This window comes from Blautia sp. RTP21359st1_E11_RTP21359_211015 (assembly GCF_040910705.1).
Lineage (GTDB): Bacteria > Bacillota > Clostridia > Lachnospirales > Lachnospiraceae > Blautia_A > Blautia_A fusiformis.
This window is the reverse complement of the sequence record NZ_JBDGAB010000004.1, coordinates 103,865-126,804: the sequence shown is the minus strand read 5'-3', so window position 1 is coordinate 126,804 and position 22,940 is coordinate 103,865. Positions and strand designations below refer to the sequence as shown.

Genomic DNA, 22,940 nt, shown 5'->3' with positions numbered 1-22,940 from the left:
CTGCTTTTTCTGCTTTTATTTTTCGGAGAAAAAGCACTCTTTTTCTGCAAAAGAAATATCTGCATTCTCATTTACAGACATGCCTTACCGCAGGATCTCGTCAATGGTGGAAACGGTACTGAAAGATCCTTTATTCCTTGAAATGATCTCTTTTACTTTCTGCAGTTCAAAATAATTTACATAGCAGATCAAAGTCTTGTTCTCTCCTGCGATCACGCCGGAAGAGTTGATGATGGTACAGGTTTTGTTCAGCTCCTCCTTAATATCACAGATGATCGCATCAGGATCCTTTGTGATGATCGTCACCTGTTTCAGTGCCTCAAAATGATCTGTGAAATGATTGATGATGGAAGTCGCCACAATGTATACCAGAAGACTTAAAAGTGCGGAATCTCTGTCAAGAAGTACAAACACAGCTCCATATACACAGGCATTAAATGCAATCAATATGTAGGAAATACTGTAGTCCTTTCCGGAATGATTGTAGATCTTTTTTACAATGATATTGACAAAGATCTCAGAACCGTCAATACAGCCACCGTTTCGAAGGATCAGAGACAGTCCCACACCAAGGATCGCACCTCCAAAGGCTACTGCAATAAAATGCTCTGTATTCAGCTCAAAAGGGATTTTTTCAAAGTAGGAAAGACCTATTGTGTAGACAACAAAGCCCACGAACGTTTTTGCAAAGAAATACTTACCGATAAGAATGACACCCCAGCTATGAGAAACGGCAGAAACACAAGCAGCACACATAACGACAGGTTATACCCTGTCAGCTTGCTTATGATAATGGCGATTCCGGCAGTTCCGTAATCGATGGCATCATTGGGAAGCAAAATACAGGCAACAGAAAAACTGGCCAGGATCGCTCCCACAATGATCATCAGATATGAAAACACTGTCTTAATCTTTTTGTTCATAAAGGCCTCCTCTTTGTAAGCAAAATTGTTTGTCAACAATAACAAAAAGCTGTTATAATAGATTTTCTCTATTACAACAGCTTTGTTTTCCTACTTTTGGAATGGATTTATTATATTATAAGTTTTTTTCTCTGTCAACGCCCTCAGACAATTTCACAGCTTTTCTTTATCAGTAAACCTGTATCCTGCTTTCTCAGATCTGATACCAGCGGATCTCATTAGCTTCCAGATGAAGGTCAAAGCTCTTTCCATCCCCTGTGTAAACCGTAGTGTCCTGTGGCTCATAGGTGTTGTTTACCACACAATACTTTTTATTTTTCACATAAGCATGTACTTCCACATTATAATTGGAAGAAAACCAGCAGAAAAGCTCATTTTCTGCCGCTGCTGACCAGAGCACAGCACGATAAAGAATACGGCTGTTGCAAAAGCTGTACGGAAGTCCGCTGATGTAAACACCTCTGCCTTTTCCGAAGGTTTTTACTGCCATCTGGACTTCCTGATCTTTCTGGATAAGGATCTTCGTATCCGGAAGTGCGAAGATATTCTTTTTCCCCTCACCGAAATCTACGGTTCCGTCTGTATCCTTCAGGATAAAATGATCTTTATGCTCTTCCCAGTTGTATTTATCTGTATTAAGATTAAATCCTCTTTCTTCCTCTACACCAAGGATGTCATCCAGCTGGAAGAATTTTCCCTGCCACTGATGAGCTGCCGGTTCACCGACGCCAATAAATCCGCCGCCATTATAGACAAATTTCCGCACTGCTGTAAGGATTTCCGGATCTGCCCAGTTCTCACCACCGGACTGTGCAGTGTCCGCATCACCTACATTGATGATCACATCAAAATCATTCAGCAGCTCTTTATCCTCACGGATATCGTCAAAGCTGATAAAGGAAACATCAAAAGGCGCACCACTTAATGCCTCGATAATTCCGAAATAGGAATAATTCTGCTTGTAATAGATGGCATGATGTACCATATGGTTGCCCCAGGAGCGCATTTTTCCCCAGCAATTTAAAACTGCCACACGTTTTACGCAGTACGGTGTGGTTCCCTGGATATTGTCGTAGAGCACACGGAATTCCTGGCAGACTTCCTTGATATACTGTACAAAATCCGGAAATTCCAGAGCCAGTTTCAGATAACCGCCGTATCCAATTCTCTGGATCGGACTTCGAAGGATAGCTCTTCTTGCAGTCACCCAGTTTACTTTTGCCTCTTTTACAGGATCCCCGCCCTCATGGAAGGTGTCCGGGAAAAAGTACGGCAGAAATCTTCCCTCTGTATATTTTACATGTTTAATATCACTGAACAAACGTAGGGTCGCTCCGTTTCCGACGCTTCCCACTACCGCATCCAGCCCGATGGAAGCAAACTCATCCATAAAGGGCTCCATACCGATCCAGTGATCACCCATGAACATCATGGCCTCTTTTCCGTATTCATGGACAATGTCTACCATTTCCTTTGCAAGCTTCGCCACTTCCCGTCTCTGGAAAGCCTGGAAATCTTTAAATTCTTTTGATGGGATACGGTAGGTGTTGTTCATATATCCCTGATCAATGATAAACTCCGGACGGAACTTATATCCCACTTCCTGCTCAAACTGTTTCAGGATATAGGGGCTCACCGAAGCGGAATACCCGAACCAGTCTACATATTTTTCCCGTGCCATCTCATCAAAGATCAGTGTGAACTGGTGAAAAAATGTAGTAAATCGTACTACATTCACATAATCATGGGAATCCAGAAATCTGCGGAGGCGATCCATGGAATGTGCACGTGTTGCCGGCTGACGCACATCAAAAGTGATCTGAGGTTCTACATCTTTCCAGTCATTGACAACTGCATTGTACATATGTACCGGATCCCACATGATATATGCAAGAAAGCTTACCGTATACTCATGAAACTCTTTCGCCGGCCTGATCACAACATTTCCGTTTTCTTCATCGTATGACCATTCCTCTGTACTGACAGCTTCCCCTGTAGTCCGGTCAATGACTTCCCACCATCTTCTGATATCATCTCTTGTATTCACCGCCAGCATATCCGGATACAGATGATCCATCAGATGGATCTCCAGAGTATCCGACACTGCCGTGTGAAAAGATGTCATGATATACATCTGCTGGATTTCTTCCGGATGGGCCTTTGCCCAGGCATTATCCTTTCTGGTGGTATAATAAGTTGCATAAATCTTTGCGCCGGTTTTCTTCAGCTCTGCCGGAAATTCCGTTCCGTCACAGTCACGGATGGCATCTGCACCCCACTCATCCAGCATTTTCAGTGTCTCCGGGATCACATCCAGATCTGTCGGAATGGTCACTCTTCCTTTTGTTTCGCTCATCACTTTACCTCCATTGTAAAAATCCCTGTTTTTTTATTTCTGATATTTTTTCACGATCGTCTGCATAGTATCCCATTTCTGTTCCATATCAGCCACCAGCTTAAACTGTGTGCGGCAGCGGTCCAGATTGTGTTCTTCCCGGTCGATCTTAAAATAATGATCTCCTTCCAGATAATCGGTAAGAAAGCGAATGCCACATTCATAAGTCATCACCTTAGCTCCCATGGGAAGCATCTCGATCTCTTTTGCACTAAGCTTATCTCCACAGCTTTCCAGAAAGCCTTTTACATAGATTTCATAGAGCTCCATATCACAGGAAACTTTGCTTAAATCTTTCTCATCCTCCAATGCAGTGCTGGCCCCGAAACGAATGGAATCTCCAAAATCATTCATGGCAAGTCCCGGCATAACCGTGTCCAGGTCCACTACACAGATTCCCCTTCCTGTTTCCAAGTCGATCATAACGTTATTCAGCTTCGTATCGTTGTGCGTTACCCGAAGGGGCACCTCACCTTTTGCCAGCAGCTCACCGAATACATTTGCCAGATACTCATGCTGAAACGCAAATGCGATCTCTTCTTTTACGGATGCAGCACGATGGCGGCTGTCCTTCTCTATGGCATTTTTCAAAGTCTGAAAACGTTTCTTTGTATCATGGAAATCCTTTATCGTTTCATGCAGAGTCTCTGCCGGGTAATCTGCTAGCATTTCCTGGAATTTTCCAAATGCAACTGCACTTTCATAAAAATCCTCCGGTTTTTCTGCCAGATCATAGCTTACTGCATCGGTAATAAAAATATAAGCTCTCCAGCATTCTCCGTTTTCATCTGTCAGGAATGCCTTCCCGTCCTTTGTCGGAATCAGATTCAGAACCTCCCGTTCCGGATCTCCTCCCTTCTGAAGAACTTTCTTTTTCAGATGCCCGGTGACTCCGGCAATGTTCTCCATCAGTTCTTCCGGTTTCTGAAAGATCTCCCGATTGATCTTCTGAAGGATCACCTTAATGGACCCCATCTCTCCGATCCGATATCTAAGCATATAGGTTTCGTTGATATGCCCGCTTCCGCAGGGGCCGCAGGAAACCAGTTCTCCGGTAAATGCAAACTGATCCGCTATTCTTTTTATCTCTTCTTTTGGTGTACCTGCCATTTTACCTTCTCTTTCCCAGACAGCAGTAAAAAGCATACCGTCCGAAAACAAATATGCTTTATACTTTTTTCTGTGTTTTTTACTGTGATTATTTTTTCCGCTTTAAGATCCTGGTGGCAAGCGGAGCAATATTTTCATCTGTTGATCCGTAGAGAACTTCGTAATCCCCCGAGACAGAAACTGTTTCTGTCTTTTCTCCGAAGTTCTGGATAAACAGATATTCCGTATCCTCATTTTCTCTGGTTGTCACAGAAATACCTTCCGGTATAAATGTAAGCGGCATCTTCACGCCTGCTTCCTCTGCTGCCCTTCCCAGAAAATCCTCATAAAAGGCTGCTTCCATATCTGCCGCTACATAGTAAACATGGCCTTTTCCATATTTCTTGTGAGTCAGCACCGGATACCCCTGATAGAAATCTTTTCCATAACGCAGCAGCACTTCCGCACCGGAAACCTCTGCAAGTTCACAGAGATTTTTGCAGGTATAGCTTTCTGTAATTCTGAGATGATTTCCTGTTTCCGGGATACCTACGTTTTCTTCCCAGTCATAAAGTGCATCGATCTCTTCCGCACGGATACCGGCTGCTTCCATCAGCCCGTGAGGGGTTCCCTCCAGATAGCATTTATCTGTTTCATCTACAAGTCCGGACCAGTAGGAAATTACCAGAGTACCACCGTTTTTTGCAAAAACGCGAAGCTTTTCGGCATATCCATGATAAAACATGTAGGCCATCGGTGCCGTTACCAAACGGTACCGGGACAGATCATGTTCCATATTGATGATATCTGTATTATAGCCTTTTCTTCGGAGAGCACGATACTGTTTCAGTACATTTTCCTGATAATGCATATCCTCGTTTCGAGGTCCCTGCGCATCCTTCAGCGCCCAGTCATTTTCCCGGTCATAGAGTACAGCCACCGGAGACTTCGTCACGCTTCCAGCAGTTTCCCGGATCTGCTCCAACGCTTCTCCTACCTCTGTCACTTCGCGGAAAATACGAGTATCATCCCCACCGTAGTGATCGATCACCGCACCATGGAATTTCTCAGAGGCTCCCTGGCTCTGACGAAGCTGGAAATACAGAACACTGTCTGAACCATGAGCAACTGCCTGCAGAGAGGCAGCCAGATGTATTCCTGGTTTTTTCAGCTTGTTGATAGGCTTCCAGTTGGTCGCAGAGGGACAGGATTCCATCAGAAGAAACGGTGCTTTCTTGATGCTTCTCATAAGATCATGCTGCATGGCTCCGTCCAACGCTGTGGTATAATTGTCTTTTTTATGCCAGCTTGGATAATTATCCCAGGATGCAATATCCATAACATCCTTAAATTTTTTATAGTCCAGTCCGTTGTAGTCATACATCAGATTGGCAGTTGCCGGAAGCTCGGAACCACCTGCACGGATCGCAGAAATCTCATGCTTCATAAAATCCACAGTCCTGTCTGTAACAAAACGTTTCCAGTCCAAGGTAAGTGCATGAAGAGCATTTTCCCCCTTTGGCGAAGGACTTTCGATCTGATCAAAGCTGTTATAGGTATGGCTCCAAAATGTTGTGCACCAGCTGGAATTTAAATTTTCGATGGTCCCGTATTTTTCTTTCAGCCATTCCCGGAATTTTTCCCGGCACAGAGGACAGTGGCATTCTCCACCATATTCATTGGAAATATGCCACAAAAGCACTGCGGGATGTTTTCCGAAACGTTCAGAAAGCTTCTTATTAATATTGTAGACTTTTTCCCTGTATACTGGAGAAGTATAACAGTGATTATGTCTTCCACCGAAAAATCTTCTTGTGCGATCCGGATCCATGCGAAGAACTTCTTCATATTTATCTGCCATCCATTTCGGTCTTGCTCCGGATGGTGTGGAAAGTATCGTATAAATTCCTTCTTTATACAGATTATCGATCACTTCTTCCAGCCAGTCAAGGTTATATCTTCCCTCTTCCGGCTCCAGCACTGCCCAGGAAAACATTCCCATGGAAACGGTATTGATATGGGCTTTTTTGAAATATTCGATATCTTTTTTCAGAATATCCGGTCTGTCCAGCCACTGCTCAGGGTTGTAATCGCCGCCGTGCAGATAATGGCCGTATCTGATCTGCTCTGCCATTTTTTTATCTCCTTATGATTTATTCGCATCAAGCGGACAAAGTCATCCGCTCCGCTACGAAGCTTTATACCAGGCAACTGATCCACAGTTGATCTGGTATAAAAAGAATGCTGCGTGATCCAGTTAAAGCATATTATACAATATACCTAAAGATTTCAGCAGCATCCTTTTTGTTTTAAAATTATTTTACAGCTCCAGTAATACCCTCTGCGAACTGTTTCTGTAATACGAAGAATACGATCATGGTCGGAATGGAACAGAATAATACGCCGCACATCAGCATGCCGTAATCCGTTACATATCCTGTGATCAGATTGGCGATCAACATCGGCATGGTCATCGCCTTATTATCTGTCATGATTACCTTCGGCCACAGATAGGAATTCCATGCATTCATAAATGTGATAACTGCTGCCGCCGCATAAGTAGATTTCATAGTCGGGATAAACATCTGGAAAAAGATCCTTACCTCGCTTAATCCGTCAATCCGTGCTGCCTCAATGATATCGATAGGAAATGCTCTGGCATTCTGACGGAACATCATGATCATAAATGGTGTGGAAATGATCGGAAGGATAAAACCTACCGCTGTATTTAAGAGTCCGGCTTTTGAAAACATCTTAAATAAAGGAACCATCGTTGCAACCTGCGGAACCATCATTGCAAGAAGCAGGGTGGAAAACAGTCTGTCTTTCCATCTGTCATGATATACCTCAAAGCCATAACCTGCGATAGAACAGATCAGAAGGCAGATCACTGTAGTAAGAACTGCATAAAACAGAGAGTTTCCAAGAGCTCTCCACAGCGGCTGCTGTGCAGTCAGGTTTTTAAAGTTCTGCATAAAATATGTACCCGGAAGGATACGGCCTCTGGATACATCTGTGGATGTATTGGTTGCCGCAGAGATCATCCAGTACAGTGGAAATACAGAGATAAATGATACGATGATCAGAAAAATATATGTAGGGATCAATCTTCTCTGAATTGCGGATTTATTCTTTTTCTCAGTCACGTGTATCACCTACTTTCAAATTGATAAAGGCCAGGATCGCTACCATGATAAATATGATAAATGACATTGCTGCCGCATATCCGAAGTTTGGCACGTTGATGAAGCATGTATTATAAACATAATGGGACATTGTGATGGTTGAGTTCGCCGGGCCACCTTTTGTCAGGTTGACAGACTCATCAAACAACTGCAGTGTACCATTGATCGACATAATAAATGTCATGATAATTGTCGGTTTCAGAAGCGGTACTGTAATTTTCCAGAAAGTCTTCCAGCCGTTGGCTCCATCAATCTTTGCTGCCTCATATACGGAATATTCGATATTCTGAAGTCCTGCAAGATAAAATACCATGTTATATCCAGTCCATCTCCAGATCAGCGCGATGATAATAACAATCTTTGCACTTGTGGAGTTTCCAAGGAAGTTATAACCGGTTGTTAAAATTCCAAGTTTGATCAGGATACTGTTGATCAGGCCATCTGTTGCAAACATGGAACGGAAGATCAGGGAATAAGATACAAGAGATGTCGCACATGGAAGGAATACGCATGTACGGAAAAATCCTTTGAATTTCAGATCTTTGTTATTCAGAAGCTGTGCGAGCAGGATCGCAAGGATCAGCATGATCGGCACCTGGATAATAAGATACAGAAATGTATTGACAATGGACTGCTGGAATACCTTATCCATCATAATACGTTTATAGTTACTGAAGATCGGATCCGCAAACCTCATGTTTGCTCCGGCACCTGTCTGTAAAGAAATGATAAATGCGCGGATCATCGGATAAAAACTCATGACAGCGATCATAATGGTTGCCGGTGCCAGAAAGATCCAGCCGGCCGCTCTTTGTTTCGCTACCAGAGACATGCCACTTTTTTTGGAATTCACAGGAACTCCTCCTTTCAAACATCTAAACCTTTACATAAGACAAGGGACTGCATGCAGTCCCCTGCCCTGTATTTCATTAATATTTCAGCTTTACTCTGTCATCTTGAATGCCAGTGTATCCTGTGCTTCCTGAAGTGCAGATTCTTTATCTGCGCCGTTTACAATATTAACAACAGCTGTGTTGATGCACTCTCTTGCCTCATAGTGGTACGGAGTTTTTGTAAATTCCGGAATGTGTGAAGAGTACTCTACAATTGTTGAGAAGATCGGCTGGTTATTGAAGAACTCGCTTGGCTCATTGTAAACCTCAGACTCACCAGCCGGCAGGTAGCAGGAAATTGCACCTGTTTCCGGAAGGATTGCATCATAGAAGTCTGTGCTGGAACCAAATGTGCTTGCAAGGAAGTCCTCAGCAAGCTCTACATTCTTGCAGTTGGATGTAATGTACCAGGAAGATCCGCCATTGTTTGCATAGTTTGTAGCTGTATCAACGCCGTCAACTTTCGGCATTGTTGTGATCTGCCACAGACCCTTCTGATCCTCTGTTCCCATCAGTGTAGCTGTGATCCAGTTACCGTTAACGATACCGGCAGCCTCTCCGCCTGTGATTGTGGAGATGTACTCATCCCAGTTATTTACTAATTTAACAACATTGTTCTTTACAAGATCCACATAAAGATCTACGCATTTCTCTGCTACATCGTTGCCAACGATATAAGCCTCTCCGTCATCATTTACGAAGTTTGCTCCACAGGACTGGATCATCATCATCAGAGTATCGCCACCTGTTGCTTCACTTGTAAGGAGATATTTACCTGTTTTTTCGTGAACGTCTTTTCCGATCTCCATGAATTTGCTCCATGTGATATCTGTAAGATCATCAATGGTATATCCTGCTTCTTCCAGGATATCTGTACGATAGCAGGCAATTGTTGCACCGTTATCAAACGGAACTCCGTAATGTGTGTCATCTACCATGGAGTAGGACTGTTTCAGTTTTCCGAAATCATCCCAGTTGATATCCATATCCTTCAGATCTGTAAAAGCATCCGGATAACTCTTCAGATATTTCTGATAGCTGTTGTCCTGCATCAGAACGATGTCCGGAAGTGTGCTGTAATCTCCGGCGTTTGCTGCTGTTGTAAGTTTGGTCTGGCAGTCATCAGAAGATGTCTCAACTACATCAACCTTGAATCCTTCGTGATCCTTTGCATACTGCTCACCTGCAATATTCATAGCCTTGATGTTGAAGTTCTGATCCCATGCCCATACAGTCAGGGTGTTATCGTCATCACCTTTTGCATATACTGCTGTAGTAGTTGCAGCAAAAGACATTGCCATGATACCTGTCATTAATACTGCGAGTAATTTTTTCTTCATTTACTTTTCCTCCTTTATTAAGCATTTCCCGTTTGCTTATGAATAGATTATAGCATCCGTATTTCCTCTATAGTTTGCAGAATTGTTCATATAATGTGCAATTTCAACCATTTTATTGATTGTGCACTATTATCCAGCTATATTTTTACAAAAAATATGCACTTTGAGGATTTTCTCTTTTTACGTTCGTCAAAATTTCAAAAAAAGCCTTCTTTTTTGGCATTATGCGAACATTTTTTGTCAAAAAAGAAGGCTTTTGTTTCTATTTCATAAAATTTCATATTGTTTTTTATATATATTTCACAAACATTTCTGTATATTATGCAAAATAAACCCTTTCAGGAAACTGCGTTTTCATCGTATGCAGCATTTCCTCTGTCAGATCCAGAAGAAGTTTTATTTTACGTCCATCTTCCTGAATGATCATGGTATAGTAAGGCACATCATCTTCATAAGAGGTATAATCGTATTTTTTCAGTTTCTCCGTTCCGGCATTCTTTTTATATTTTGCCACCTTTTCATGATAGTGAGGTGCAGTCACTTCCATCTCCTCAAGATTCAGCACGTGAGCTGTTTTACGATATTTTTTGCCATAGATTACATCTATGGTCAGTTGTCCGTTTTCCATGATATATTCATAGTCTCTCTGGCTAAATATGTCATAAACAAAGTAAAGCAGCGCCAGAAGAAATCCCGGAAGCATGAATGCCTGAGAGATCGTGATACCCATCAGTACAAAAATTGCCGCAAAGATCACCATTACTTTTCTGAGAGCTCCTGACATATGTTTCTTTTTTCTGGAGACCTGCTCCACAATCCTGTAATCGTACATTTCTTACCTCTTTCTATCTGCCTGATCCGCATACAGTCTGATATTTCTATTCTGTCGTGACAGATCCACAGATCTGGTTTTGTTGTTTTACCAGCCTTCCTCTGAATGGATGTCAAACTTAAGAAGCTGCTGTTCATAGTTCTCCGGACGTTTTCTCCACTCCAGAGGTGTCATTCCCGTAACCTGGCGAAAATTCCGGTTAAATGTGGAATTGGTGGTAAAACCACACTTATGTGCTATATCTGCAATTGGCTGATCTGTTTTTTTCAGATAATCACAGGCCGCCTGGATACGGATCGTATTGATGTATTCCAGCGGGCTCATCTTCATATAAGTCGTAAATATCCGGCGCAAATGAGTTTCACTGATATGACAGTATTCTGCCAGTTCGTCAATACGAAGATCCTCCATGTAATGATCAGAAATATAATCCTGGAACCTGGAGATCATATCCATGACTTTTCCTCTGCCTTCGCTGTAACGTTCTTCGCTTGAATCCCGGTTTATCCTTGCGATTTCCACAAGAAGCGATGCCAAAACTCCCTTAGCTTCTTCCAGATAAAATTCCTCTCCATCCCGCATGATATCCAGGATCTTAAGGATCTTACCTGCCATGGATCGGTTTTCTTTTTCATTCAGAAAAAGCGATCTGGAGTTGATCCGCTGAACGATTTTTTCTTTTTTTACCGAATTATTAATAAATTTATCCAGGAATCCTTCTACATCAATAAAAAGATACTCCCAGCGGCTGATAGTTCCAATATCACTGTTTGTGGTATGTGGATAATTGGATGGGATCACCGTAAATTCCCGGTCATGAAACTGTACCTTATCCTCTCCAAGTATCATAAATCCCTGTCCTTCATAGCAGAATCCGATTTCCAGATAATTATGAAAATGGAGATAATCGATATCGTTCCCATAATTCTGAACCCACTTCTGTCCAAGCAATGCAAGGATGGGGCTCCCCTCCGGCATCTTATAATATCGAAGCTCCATTTTGGGTTTTCGTTTTTTTGCCACAAATATTCCTCCGTATGTTTTCTGTTCCAATATTTACTGATCTTTCTGTTATATTACAGCCATACATAAAAAAAAGCAACCTGCAGGATAACAATACTTGATAACTCTTGTTTCTGCAGATTGCAATTTTTATATCAGCTATTTACTTTTTATCTGTTTATTCCTCATCCAGGTAATATCTTCCATATGCATCTGCCGCTTTGATTGCTGCAAATACAGTTTCCGGTGTAACTTCAAATGGCATGTTGTGAAGTGTATCATTCTCCGCACATGCAGTTGTGGCAACTTCCATAAGCTGCTCATCAGTTACCTTCCCAGCTCCAAGCTCTGCCAGAGTAACAGGAAGTCCTACTTCAATGCACCATAAGATGATCTCTTCCAGATCTTCCTGGGGAATATTCTCCAGTACCAGCTGTGTGATGGTTCCGAATGCAACTTTTTCTCCATGATACATATGATGGCATTCTTCCAGTACAGTAAATCCGTTATGGATCGCATGTGCACCTGCAAGTCCTGCACTTTCAAAACCAATTCCAGAAAGAAGTGTATTAGCCTCAATCACTTTCTCAACTGCCGGTGTGCATACGCCTGCTTCCAGAGCTATCTTAGCTTTTACGCCCTCATCCATCAAGGTATTAAAGCAAAGTTCAGCCAGTGCCATGGCAGCCTCTGTTGTCTTACCTCCTGCACAGGAAGTTGCTCCGCTTCTCTTGCATGCCCTTGCCTCAAAATATGTTGCCAGTGCATCTCCCATACCAGCCACAGTAAGACGAACCGGCGATTTGGTGATGATATCTGTATCCATCAGAACAAGATTCGGATTCGCCGGAAAAAACAGATATTTTTCAAAAACTCCTTCTTCTGTATAAATAACAGACAAAGCACTGCAAGGGGCATCTGTAGATGCGATCGTCGGACAGATAAATACCGGTGTTCCCGCATAGTATGCAACTGCCTTCGCTGTATCAAAGATCTTTCCTCCACCAATACCAATGGTAAGATCACACTGCTCATCTTTTACGATCTTTACCAGACGATCAATCTCACTGTTACAGCATTCTCCGTTAAAATAATCAAAAACCACCTCACAGGTACTCTCAGCAAAGCTCTCTTCGATCGTTTTACCGATTCTTTTATATCCGCCTTTACTGATCAGAACCAACGCTTTTTTTCCGCTCTTTGCAGCATAAGTTCCAAGATTCTTCATTTCTCCCGCACCCTGTAAATATTTGGACGGACTGATTAAAATTTTCGCCATTTTATACTTCCTTTCTTTGTTTTCAGAAGTCAGCCTCCGCATCCGGCTTTTGTATTTATATTATAATTGCTGTATTTTTTTATTGCAAGGAGTATTTGAGGATTTATGCAGCATAACCTGAGTTACTGTTACTGTTCACTCTGTTCCTAGTAATATACTTTGTGATCACATGAAAATCAGTTACAGCCAGCTTTCCAGAACATCATTCAGCTTATTCATATCCAGCGGTTTCGCGATATGTCCATTCATGCCTGTATTTTTGGCCAGCTGTACATCTTCTGCAAAAGCATTGGCAGTCATGGCAACAATAGGCAGTTTTCCCTTTTCACCCGGAAGGCTCCTGATTGCTGCAGTTGCCTCATAACCATTCATGACAGGCATTTGGATATCCATAAAAACAAGATCATACGAACCTTTCGGAGAAGCTTCCACTTTCTCAACTGCAATTTTCCCATTTTCTGCCGTTTCCACTTTTGCACCTGTCATCTGCAAAATTTCACCAGCAATTTCTCTGTTCAACTCATTATCCTCAACCAGAAGAATCCTTTTTCCCGTGTAGTCTGATTCTGACAGCTTCTCCAGATAATTTCTTGCCGTTTTTTCTTTTCTTCCTGAAGTAAACTGCCGCAGTGTTGCCGTCAGCCGGGAACGGAACAGCGGTTTTGCAATAAAAGCATCTACACCTGCAGTCTTTGCTTCTTCTTCAATTTCGCTGAATTCATAGGATGTCAGTACAATGATGGGGATCTCTTTTCCTATCCGTTTCCGGATCTGTCTGGCAGTTTCTATACCATCCATCTCCGGCATCTTCCAGTCTAAAATAACAGCAAAGTAATCATCTTTCAACTCATGCCGTGCATAACAGCGCTCAACCGCTTCCCTGCCAGAGAGAACCCATTCACCCATAATACCGATTTCCTTTAATGTTGCAACTGTACTTTCACAGCATGTCCTATCATCATCCACAACCAGGACCGGCAGATTCATCAGATCTCTGTCCTGTTCTTTTTCTTTTTCCTGAAGCTCCAGATAAATTGTTACTGTGATTTTAGTTCCCTTGTGCAAGGTACTGTCCACTTTAATAGTGCCATTCATCAGGTTCACAATATTTCTGCTGATTGCCATTCCCAGACCAGTTCCCTGGACTCTGGTTGTCCGGTGGTCATCCGCGCGGCTGAACGGCTCAAACATGATTTTCTGGAATTCCGGTGACATACCGATCCCATTATCCTCAATCGTAAATTCATAGCATCCAAGTTCTGAAAATCCATTTGGCTTTTCCTCTATGGAAAAAATAATATTCCCGCCATCCGGTGTATACTTGATCGCATTACTCATCAGATTCACAAATACCTGCTGAATCCTCAAGCTGTCACCACAGACAGCCTCATGTTCAATATGATTGATGTGTATATCAAAATTATGTTTATGTTCATCAAGCACCGGTTTCGTAAGTGTAATAAGATTATCTACCAGCTCTGACAGATTGAAATCTTCCTGTGCCAGTGTCATTTTTCCACTTTCAATACGTGCCATATCCAATACTTCATTGATCAGCCCCAGCAGATGGCGGCTTGATTCTGTGATCTTGCCGAGGCATTCAATGACTCTGTCCTGGCTCTCAACATTTGCTCCTGCGATTGCTGTCAGACCCACAATCGCATTCATTGGTGTCCGGATATCATGGGACATATTGGAAAGGAATTCTGTTTTCGCACGATTTGCATTTTCTGCGGACCGGTAAGCCTCCTTCAGTGCCTGACGGGATTCAATCTCTGCTTTCTTCTCCTGTGTCACATCCATGGATGCCAGCAATACCTTTTCCAGCTTTCCATTCTTCCATTCCAAGGGAATATAAGAAGCGATTTTATAAGTCTTTTCATCCAGGCTGCAATACTCAAACTTATAAATATCATTTTCACTTTTCAGTTTTTTCCGAATATTATCCGGGGCTATCAGGATATCTATAGCTTCCAATGGTTCCAGTGTCTTATATTTTTCAAGAACCTGCATCTGAAAATCATGATAAAATCCCAGAGGTTTATATATCATCTGTCCATTCAGATTGTAGAATTCATATCTGTCATTTTCCAGATCACAGACAACAAAGCGGTCAACCAGACGCACTATGCTCTGGATCAGCTGCTCCATGGAAGCATTATCCGCTGCCATCTGCAGATGCCGTGTGCTCTCTACCTTTGCCTCTGTGATATCACGCAGAAAGATCATGGCATATTCTGAATCCTCTATTTCGCCACGTATGACCACATTGCGGACCCATCGTTCTTCTCCATTCAGAGTGATACGGCACTCTAAAGCCAATTCGGTTTCCAGCCCCTTCAGCCTTTCTGCAATATAACCACGGTCGTAAAAAGAGGATACCGCCTTCTTATCTGTCTCCACAACATAGGAATCCACAAAATGCCGGATCAATTCATCCCACGTATGACTCTGTTCAAAGACGGTCATCAGGGACGGTTCAACCTTAAAGGTATCAAAAGTATTCGCTTCCAGATTCACATAATACTCGCACAAATCTGCTTTCGTAAAAGCCCGGTGGAAAGCAGCAGATTTTTGTGCCTGCATGATTTCTTTTTTCTCCCCATCAATGTTAATAAAAATCCCGGCAATCCTGCTGGCAGAACCATCCAGACGGCGTATTACTTCTGCCGATGCCCGAAACCACTGGTATTGATTATCCTTCATTCTCATACGATACTCTACCTGGTATTTTATCTGGTTCGTCTTATCCTTAATTGCCGCCTGAAGCTGCACCATTACTCTTTCTTTATCCTGTGGATGCAGAAGATCTGACCAGGATTCCAGTTTATTCGGAAAGTCCAGGGTGTCATGATAGCCAAGCATTTTTCGGAATTCATGACTCCAGTTTGCATTCACAATCTCACTGTTTTCGTCACAGTCAAAATACCAGAAGCCAGAATAGATAGCCTCATTGAGCAGTGCCAGATTTACATGATCCCAGTTGACCTGTACGGACATAACCCAGATCTGTCTACCCGCCTCATCTGTCGCATCCTCTTTACAAAGCCGTACATTATTCACTGTACCGTCTGCTGCAAGGATCTGTGCTTCCCCTGTTCCATGAAGCTGCAAAAAACGGTCTCGCTCCAGTATATCTTCCTCGTCATAAAAGAAGTTTCTCAATGAGCCTTTTGTCTGTTTCATGAAAGTATCGAATGTATATCCTGTACTATGCAACAGCAGATTACTCACAGACAAAATAGACAGGTTTTGGTCATAAAATCCTGTCATTATACCTACCCCACCATTATTTTCCAGTGTTTTCTGTACGGCCTGTGACATGGCCTGTGTCTGCCCCGTTACAGTCTCACCTAATGAATATATTTTGTCTTCATAATTTTTCATTTTATAAAAGTCCTCTCTCCGTCTTATGCCTTCTTCATCCTGCTTTTATCTGTATACAGAAAACCTGTCCCTGCTAGTTTTGTTACCCATTTTTGCATACAAAAAGGACATCTGCCAAAATCTGCCAGTGTCCCTACTATATTCTTTAAAATCACACATCTATATAGTATAAAAGGTATCGGAATCTCTCCTGTTCAAACATCTTTTCCATATATTATGATGATATGGAAACAGTGGCAACCGGCTGACATGGTCAAGCTTTCTGACTTTAGTCCCTTCTGGCTTTGCGACCCTGCCTTTCAACAGGTTTGCCTTTAAAATAATTTTCATTTTTTCCAAAAATAAAATACCATGTGGTTTTTCTTACGTCAATAATATTTTGGTGGAAAATTTACATATATTTTAACCGAATCAAGTAACTCCCCTGTGGAGGTTACGAAAAGCAATAAGCAGTGGGCGAGGACCTCTCGTAACTAACCTCTCATGTCTACCAGGATCACCATCCTCTGACGAGTCCTAAATTGTCGGGTAGAAACACCTATTACTAGGTATATCCCCCACAGATCCGTACGTGCCCAATTCAGGCATACGGCTCTTCACGACACTTATGCCTCAGATTATCCATATAGGCTCACGGCTGTATACCAGGTCTCTTATTTCGGCATAAATGCCTTCTGGCATGTATGGGATTGAATATCTCCCATCCACAACTAGTTTTGCGATTGTTTTTGGATCTTTTGAATCTGTTTTCTTTGGACTGTTATCATCAAGTTCCTTGATCTTCTTAACCGAGAATGGATTGACCATTACTAATCTTTTCTGATGATCATTTACATACTTCGCAAACGCAAACCAGTAATGACCTGTTGGCTCGCAGCCGATCAGAACTGCAGTCTTTTTATTCTCAGTCTTAAGTGTCTCTGCCCAAAGGTTGAAAGAATTGAACCCTTCCAGATCGTTATGAAAAGGAAAAATACGTTTTGTAAGTTCGCGTCCTCTGTTATCAAAAGCTCTTGCATAATGTATCTGGCTTCCTATATCAACTCCGACAACCATTGTTGAATCTGTTACTTGCTCAATCTTTTCATTCTGTGTATAATTCATTTGGAACCTCCAGTGCTTGATTGTTTTGTTTACATCCGCCAAGATGCAACTCAATCATACCTTGAGGTTCTTTTTTATTCAATTGGCGCTTTTAATGAATTACAGGAATGCTCCTTTCAAGCATATTCAGCACTTATATATTGCTTCCCAAATATTTTAAAGAAAAGCGTACCACTATTTTAATGATACGCTCATCATTATTAAATCACTTCAAAATGCTTCAATGCATCCTTTATTGCTTCAACCTTCTCTGGAGTTGGATGCTTCCTCGGCTGTTTCAATTTCTCTACCGCATTAGGAGCATCGTACATCGGCAAGCCTAAATCTCTCTTTACCTCTGCAATATATGCGGTATGTACTTTGAAGCCGTATTTAGCTTCTATGTACTCCTTTATCATTTTGTAGGTCACTCGTTCTTTGGGCTTATAGCTTTCCGCTCTTTTAGCAATATTATCAAGTGGAACTTTTCCCTCACCCTCGCCAAACTCAACTTTTACGTTGATATGTCCGTCTGGCTTTTTGTGGGAAAGCAGTACTACCGTCTCCACATGCGGTGTCGTTTTTTACTGCTTTAACAGTACGCAAACCCGCATAGTTACTGAGTTTTTACACCCTTTGACAGGTTGCTAATATCTGTAATCATAAGGTTAAGACATGGCGTACAGACCGTTTGATTTTGTAAACGTGTGGCGGGTACGCCGATATTTTGTAACACTTTTATAATACAAAATTATTCTAAATACTGCTACCATATTTGGTAATATATCAGTACGCCGATTTGTTTTGGGCATTTTTGCGAATGGCATTAACACCCTTTCAATGTTCACTTTTATTGAAACCGATATTTTCCTTTTCCATGTCCTGTTACAGGTACGATTACCTCACTATCAACCAACAGTTTTATTAACTTGGAAGCTCTTGATGGCTTTAATCCAGTAATTTCTTCAACTATCGTTCTTCCGAAACAATTTTCTTTTCCACATTTTGAAAATATTTCTACTGTATGATTTATTGTTTTTTCTGAAATCGTATCTGAGAAAGAAAGTAATTTATTTCGAATGTCCACTTTTGTGCTTTCAATGTCCACTTCTCCACTCTTAATGTCCACTTTTACTCTTTCAATGTCCACTTCTGCAAACCTTCCACTAATGTGCATCGTACGATTATGAAGTTCATTCTTCTCATCCAACAATAAATTTCTTAAAAACAATTCCAAATACTCGGTTGTTTCATGAACACCATTTTTCAAATCGTTATAATTGGCCCTAACAAGTGCATTTCTAAAATACCATGCATTCTCCGCAAAAATGTCGTTAGTTGCATCAAATCCAAGTGTTCTAAGATACTTAATAAAAAATACTGCCGTAGTTCGTGTGTTTCCCTCTCCGAATACATGTATCTGCCATAATCTTGATACAAAAAACGCCAGGTGGTGAATAATTTCTTCCATGCTCAAGTTTTTATAACTAAACTTCTTTTCCTCTGCAAAATCATAGTCCAAGGTTGCGCGAAGTTCTGATGCACTTCCATAAAGAACCGTTGCTCCATTCAGCACCCATTCCTTTTTTGTAATATTATAATCTCTCAGTTTTCCTGCATGTCCATAAATCCCAGCAAACAACTTTTTATGAATAGAGATATACTCATTCGGAGTAAAACTAAATGCTTTCTCCGATAAAATTTTTGCAATTCTAACAGCAACTTTGTCGGCCTCTTCCGTACGGTCGTCTGTATCTGCTTTTGGATTTTCTTCATAATACGTATTTAGAAGTTCCTGCGCTTCATCAATCGAAATATCACCTTCAATATTCTTTATTGCAGTATCAATCAAATACTTCGAAGGCTTTAATCCATCCACTGCTTGAAGTCCGATAGCTGTATGCCAGGCGTAACCTTTGTCTCTTTTACTTGGTTCTGATTGCCTTATATACTCTTTAAAAGGATCTTTATCCATCAAATTGCCTCCATTCATTTTTACCAATACCAGCTCTTTCTGATACTGTCTTGCAAAGATTTTTCCTTTTCTTCAGCACTTTTTTCATGCTGACGTTTTCCCAGATATTCATCCTCAGTCTCTATAGACGGATCATACCAGTCAGCTTTCTTCAGCGCCCATTCAATCCATTCTGGAGTAATATCTTCATTTCCACTATCTATCATAGCCTGAATATATTCTCTTATTTCCTTTGCAATTCTATAGTCTTCAGCTTTGTTTACAAGTTCTTTTACAAGACGAATTTCTTGTTCTTTTCTTTGTCTATTTTCTTCTCTACATCTCGCTTCTTCAACTCTCTTACGTTCTGCCTCTTCACGTGCTTCTCGTACAATTCTATTCTCTTCTGCCTTCTCATACAGGGTAACCAAAATATCACCCAGTCTATCTTCTAATTTTTCAGAATCGTTATCTCTAATGTAGCTTCGCTCCCCAAACTCAATACGAAGTTTACCATTATATACCTTGTCATATTTTCTAATTTGCGGTTTTGAAGCCCATCTATGATTTTTGATATCATCATTATACTTTACGAGCTCCTGTGCCTCTTGCTTAGTCATTTCATGCTTTACTTGGTCTTGACTCTCAACCATACGAAATCTAACAATATCATCTCTAATTTTCACAGACAAATCACTATTAATACTTCCACCTAAAGATTCAATTGATTTGAATACGGTATCTAATATAGCAATTGCACGTGACATACACTCATCAGACATTTCCTTAAAGAATGCAGGTTCGTTTTCTGGTTTATTATGTCTTGGATTATAGTATGGTCTACTCTGTGCTTCTTTCAGTTTTGACTTATAATCTGCAATATCCTTCTTGTATTGGACCAACATTTTATGCAATCGTGTACTTTGACTTATCTGCAGATTGCATGCATATTCTAATACTTTATTTCTTTCCGTCTCATCCAAATAATCAAGAATTCCATCCGGCCACTTAGGTATATTCTCCATTTTTTTCTGTGATAAATCTTCCTCGACTGCTACGTCCAATTCTTCTGTTACGTCAGTATGCACTTTCTCTACTACTTCTGCCTTAGCTTTCCGAATACGCTTAACAACCGCGTCTTTCGTTATCAATGAAATTTCTGTATCTTCCAATCCAGAAAATTCTACAATCTCATTCGATACATCTTTTCCCATATTCTTCTTAGTCCAATAACCAGAAGAAGGAAAAGATATATTTTCTACTTTACAAGTTGCTATCAGTTTACCATAATTCAAGTTATATTTTCTGGCTACCCCTGCAACTGAAAGAGCCCATATTTCATCATAGAGCTGCTTACGAGTCAATTTAACTATTCCTTTTTCATTCTCCATCCTGGCAGCTCCTTTCCTGCATATTTTTTGTCAACATCTTTGTATTTTCCCAGCGAAAACGCATATTCATAAAGCTCTAATCCTGCTGATCCTCGTTTTCGCTTAATAGAAAAACCAAATCTTTTTTCATTTCTTCAAACTGTTCTATTATAGTATTTAGACTCTTTTCTATATTTTGAACTTGTACTTCTGATGTTTTCCCATACTTATATGCAATCAATCTCTCACCAATTATGTGATAGGACCAACTCTCAGAATATGTTCTATCTCTTTCTTCATTGTGAATTGCAAAACCGATCGGTAAAAGATCATTTCTCATGCCGATACTAACCGCCATAGGGGATATGCCTAGGTAATCTGCCGCTATCTTACATGTTATTTTACTCATATTTCTAATATCTTCATCTGTATATTTAGGCATAATTTATCTCCTTTAATAAAAATATTTTTCCGCCCTGAACAAGAAAAACTTTTTAAGCTATAAGTAAGTCGCCTTAATCTAAAAAATCAAACTGAGATGCTTTTGATGCAGTTTTGAACCCATCATTTCTATCATGCTTTCCTTCTTCGTTTATTTCTGTTAATATATCTTTAATTTTACTTAGGCCACTTATCTTAAATTGGTATACGGTAAACTATCCGTACTGCTCTAACTTTAAGCCGCCGTTTCCGGCGGCAAGGTTTTAAATATTAGTTGCTTTTGTTTTGCTCCGGCATATTGCTGGAAGTTTTTCAGACCATGGCAGGATATCATCTATAAAACTATATTCCCTGTCATCCTGGTGTTCCTTCAATACAGTCAGGACATGTTCAAGATACCGAAAAGGATTCAGATTGTTAGCTTTTGCCGTTTCTGTGATGCTGTAGATAATGGCACTGGCATTTGCGCCATCCAGACTGTCGATCAGCTTCCATGTATGCTTATGGAGACAAAAGCTACGCAGAGCACTTTCTGTCGCATTGTTATCCATAGGAATATCACCGTCTTCCAGAAAGGCTTTCAGAGAAACTTCCTGATTGATACAGTAGTTGATCCCATCCAGAGTCTTTCCTCTGGAAAGCTGATTTTTAATCTGGATCTCTTTTGCCCATGCAAAGAAGGCCTCTACAAGAGGTCTGATATTGGCCTGACGGTACATCTTTCTGACTTTTGCAGGCTGTCCCTCCATCTGGTTGTCCAGATGATAGATTGCTGCGATCCGGCTGACTGCTTCGTAAGCTACAGTCTCTTTCGCATTTTTCTGTGCTGCTTTCGGCAGGGCTTTCAATGCCTCCGCAAACCTGCGCCTTGCATGTGACCAGCAGCCGGCAAAGACGATGTCTGGATTTTCCCTGTCCAGCTTCCTGTATGCAGAGTAACCGTCGCATACTACGATCCCTTTAAAATCCTTCAGGAATTCTTCCGGATGGTCCGCTTTTATGATTGTCTGGTTGTCCTTACCAGCGTAGACTGCCACATGATGTTCTTCAACAGTATAGACTGCCGGCTGCACACGTACCCTTTTATATATCTCGTCTGGAAGCTGTTTCCATCCATCTGTGCCAAAGACATCCTGGAGTTTTTCTTCTGACAGGGTATGGACGATCACTTCAATCGGAAGATCTTTTAGATCTGCCTCCCGTTTTCCTTTATTTTTACGACGCGGCTGTATCACATCTTCCTCAACAGGCTCAACCACATACAGTGTTTCCGTAAGTGCTTCAGCCTCATTAAATATAAGCTCCAGTTCCAGCTGTCCGGAGATCGTTTCCAGTTTTTCGGAAGAACGGCCGTAACGCTTATTGTTTGCATCAGCGATCTGCTCGATCAGGCGCTCCATGTTTGTATTCAGCTGGTGAATCTGATCCTGCATGGACAGGATGACTGCCATAAGTGTTTCCCTGCTGAAATTATTCAGTTCTTCTTCTGTATATACTTTTGCCATGGATGCCGTTCTCCTTTATCTGATGTTCCTATTGTAACGCAAAGATAAAGAAAAAGCGAATCAGGCAGACAGGGTATTCGTCATTTTTACTAATAGATGAATACTCTGAAAAACTCAAAAAACTATTAGTTTTTCGGGCTTTTCAGAGTACTTATCCACAAGCCCTGTAAAGGGGCCTGAAAGTACTCCTGAATAAATGAAGGCAGCGGAATTATGAAAAGTGGATAACTCTTTTTCGGGACTTATGATGATTGGAAGATGT

17 protein-coding genes, 1 pseudogene and 1 riboswitch are annotated in these 22,940 nt (G+C 41.3%); all 18 genes and pseudogenes read right to left on the bottom strand.

What is annotated here, in order from left to right:
- Window positions 1–84: 84 nt before the first annotated feature.
- On the bottom strand, window positions 85–756 hold the full coding sequence (locus AB5026_RS02665; RefSeq protein WP_368212703.1) for a YitT family protein: 672 nt from the start codon (window positions 754–756) through the stop codon (window positions 85–87).
- The gene (locus AB5026_RS02660) at window positions 651–923 is read right to left on the bottom strand and encodes a YitT family protein (RefSeq protein ID WP_302369771.1); all 273 of its coding nucleotides are present in this window, start codon (window positions 921–923) and stop codon (window positions 651–653) included. Before AB5026_RS02660 ends, AB5026_RS02665 begins: the two co-directional genes overlap by 106 nt.
- A gap of 193 nt (window positions 924–1,116) precedes the next feature.
- Window positions 1,117–3,279 (bottom strand): 1,3-beta-galactosyl-N-acetylhexosamine phosphorylase, encoded by a 2,163-nt coding sequence (gene gnpA / locus AB5026_RS02655; RefSeq protein ID WP_368212702.1) that lies wholly within the window; start codon window positions 3,277–3,279, stop codon window positions 1,117–1,119.
- Window positions 3,280–3,312: 33 nt separating this feature from the next.
- Window positions 3,313–4,428, bottom strand: a complete 1,116-nt coding sequence (locus AB5026_RS02650; protein ID WP_015524392.1) for a phosphotransferase enzyme family protein — start codon at window positions 4,426–4,428, stop codon at window positions 3,313–3,315.
- Window positions 4,429–4,516: 88 nt separating this feature from the next.
- Window positions 4,517–6,541, bottom strand: a complete 2,025-nt coding sequence (locus AB5026_RS02645) for a beta-galactosidase (RefSeq protein ID WP_195274754.1) — start codon at window positions 6,539–6,541, stop codon at window positions 4,517–4,519.
- Window positions 6,542–6,722: 181 nt separating this feature from the next.
- The gene (locus AB5026_RS02640) at window positions 6,723–7,553 is read right to left on the bottom strand and encodes a carbohydrate ABC transporter permease (protein WP_021651760.1); all 831 of its coding nucleotides are present in this window, start codon (window positions 7,551–7,553) and stop codon (window positions 6,723–6,725) included.
- A complete protein-coding gene (locus tag AB5026_RS02635; RefSeq protein WP_173739121.1) occupies window positions 7,546–8,445 on the bottom strand; it encodes a carbohydrate ABC transporter permease in 900 nt (299 codons plus the stop codon). The genes AB5026_RS02640 and AB5026_RS02635 overlap by 8 nt, the downstream gene beginning before the upstream one ends.
- A gap of 90 nt (window positions 8,446–8,535) precedes the next feature.
- Window positions 8,536–9,825 (bottom strand): ABC transporter substrate-binding protein, encoded by a 1,290-nt coding sequence (locus AB5026_RS02630; RefSeq protein ID WP_015524390.1) that lies wholly within the window; start codon window positions 9,823–9,825, stop codon window positions 8,536–8,538.
- A gap of 319 nt (window positions 9,826–10,144) precedes the next feature.
- A complete protein-coding gene (locus tag AB5026_RS02625; protein WP_173739546.1) occupies window positions 10,145–10,657 on the bottom strand; it encodes a hypothetical protein in 513 nt (170 codons plus the stop codon).
- Window positions 10,658–10,744: 87 nt separating this feature from the next.
- On the bottom strand, window positions 10,745–11,680 hold the full coding sequence (locus AB5026_RS02620; RefSeq protein WP_256163682.1) for a helix-turn-helix domain-containing protein: 936 nt from the start codon (window positions 11,678–11,680) through the stop codon (window positions 10,745–10,747).
- A 157-nt stretch (window positions 11,681–11,837) separates the two neighbouring features.
- Entirely contained in the window at window positions 11,838–12,938 is a 1,101-nt protein-coding gene (locus AB5026_RS02615; RefSeq protein ID WP_195635161.1) for a glycerol dehydrogenase, read from the bottom strand.
- Window positions 12,939–13,118: 180 nt separating this feature from the next.
- Window positions 13,119–16,325, bottom strand: a complete 3,207-nt coding sequence (locus AB5026_RS02610) for a response regulator (protein WP_368212701.1) — start codon at window positions 16,323–16,325, stop codon at window positions 13,119–13,121.
- A gap of 232 nt (window positions 16,326–16,557) precedes the next feature.
- Window positions 16,558–16,648: riboswitch (cyclic di-GMP riboswitch) on the bottom strand.
- 289 nt (window positions 16,649–16,937) lie between these two features.
- Window positions 16,938–17,429 (bottom strand): transposase, encoded by a 492-nt coding sequence (locus AB5026_RS02605; RefSeq protein WP_173746126.1) that lies wholly within the window; start codon window positions 17,427–17,429, stop codon window positions 16,938–16,940.
- A 200-nt stretch (window positions 17,430–17,629) separates the two neighbouring features.
- Window positions 17,630–17,980 (bottom strand): annotated as a pseudogene (locus AB5026_RS02600) (hypothetical protein); the annotation flags it as partial.
- Between the two features lie 278 nt (window positions 17,981–18,258).
- Entirely contained in the window at window positions 18,259–19,383 is a 1,125-nt protein-coding gene (locus AB5026_RS02595) for a Fic family protein (protein WP_059085452.1), read from the bottom strand.
- A 20-nt stretch (window positions 19,384–19,403) separates the two neighbouring features.
- Window positions 19,404–20,753 carry a hypothetical protein gene (locus AB5026_RS02590; protein WP_195274657.1) on the bottom strand — a complete coding sequence of 450 codons (1,350 nt, stop codon included), beginning with the start codon at window positions 20,751–20,753 and terminating at the stop codon, window positions 19,404–19,406.
- Window positions 20,754–20,829: 76 nt separating this feature from the next.
- Window positions 20,830–21,174 (bottom strand): hypothetical protein, encoded by a 345-nt coding sequence (locus AB5026_RS02585; RefSeq protein ID WP_059085450.1) that lies wholly within the window; start codon window positions 21,172–21,174, stop codon window positions 20,830–20,832.
- Window positions 21,175–21,436: 262 nt separating this feature from the next.
- Window positions 21,437–22,678 carry a transposase gene (locus tag AB5026_RS02580; RefSeq protein WP_368212700.1) on the bottom strand — a complete coding sequence of 414 codons (1,242 nt, stop codon included), beginning with the start codon at window positions 22,676–22,678 and terminating at the stop codon, window positions 21,437–21,439.
- Between the last annotated feature and the right edge of the window lie 262 nt (window positions 22,679–22,940).

Excerpts from the sequence above, each read along its gene's own strand:
- AB5026_RS02665 (WP_368212703.1), bottom strand. The coding sequence starts at position 756 with ATGTGTGCTGCTTGTGTTTCTGCCGTTTCTCATAGCTGGGGTGTCATT.
- AB5026_RS02660 (WP_302369771.1), bottom strand. The coding sequence starts at position 923 with ATGAACAAAAAGATTAAGACAGTGTTTTCATATCTGATGATCATTGTG.
- gnpA (WP_368212702.1), bottom strand. The coding sequence starts at position 3,279 with ATGAGCGAAACAAAAGGAAGAGTGACCATTCCGACAGATCTGGATGTG.
- AB5026_RS02650 (WP_015524392.1), bottom strand. The coding sequence starts at position 4,428 with ATGGCAGGTACACCAAAAGAAGAGATAAAAAGAATAGCGGATCAGTTT.
- AB5026_RS02645 (WP_195274754.1), bottom strand. The coding sequence starts at position 6,541 with ATGGCAGAGCAGATCAGATACGGCCATTATCTGCACGGCGGCGATTAC.
- AB5026_RS02630 (WP_015524390.1), bottom strand. The coding sequence starts at position 9,825 with ATGAAGAAAAAATTACTCGCAGTATTAATGACAGGTATCATGGCAATG.
- AB5026_RS02625 (WP_173739546.1), bottom strand. The coding sequence starts at position 10,657 with ATGTACGATTACAGGATTGTGGAGCAGGTCTCCAGAAAAAAGAAACAT.
- AB5026_RS02615 (WP_195635161.1), bottom strand. The coding sequence starts at position 12,938 with ATGGCGAAAATTTTAATCAGTCCGTCCAAATATTTACAGGGTGCGGGA.
- AB5026_RS02610 (WP_368212701.1), bottom strand. The coding sequence starts at position 16,325 with ATGAAAAATTATGAAGACAAAATATATTCATTAGGTGAGACTGTAACG.
- AB5026_RS02605 (WP_173746126.1), bottom strand. The coding sequence starts at position 17,429 with ATGAATTATACACAGAATGAAAAGATTGAGCAAGTAACAGATTCAACA.
- AB5026_RS02595 (WP_059085452.1), bottom strand. The coding sequence starts at position 19,383 with ATGGATAAAGATCCTTTTAAAGAGTATATAAGGCAATCAGAACCAAGT.
- AB5026_RS02590 (WP_195274657.1), bottom strand. The coding sequence starts at position 20,753 with ATGGAGAATGAAAAAGGAATAGTTAAATTGACTCGTAAGCAGCTCTAT.
- AB5026_RS02585 (WP_059085450.1), bottom strand. The coding sequence starts at position 21,174 with ATGCCTAAATATACAGATGAAGATATTAGAAATATGAGTAAAATAACA.
- AB5026_RS02580 (WP_368212700.1), bottom strand. The coding sequence starts at position 22,678 with ATGGCAAAAGTATATACAGAAGAAGAACTGAATAATTTCAGCAGGGAA.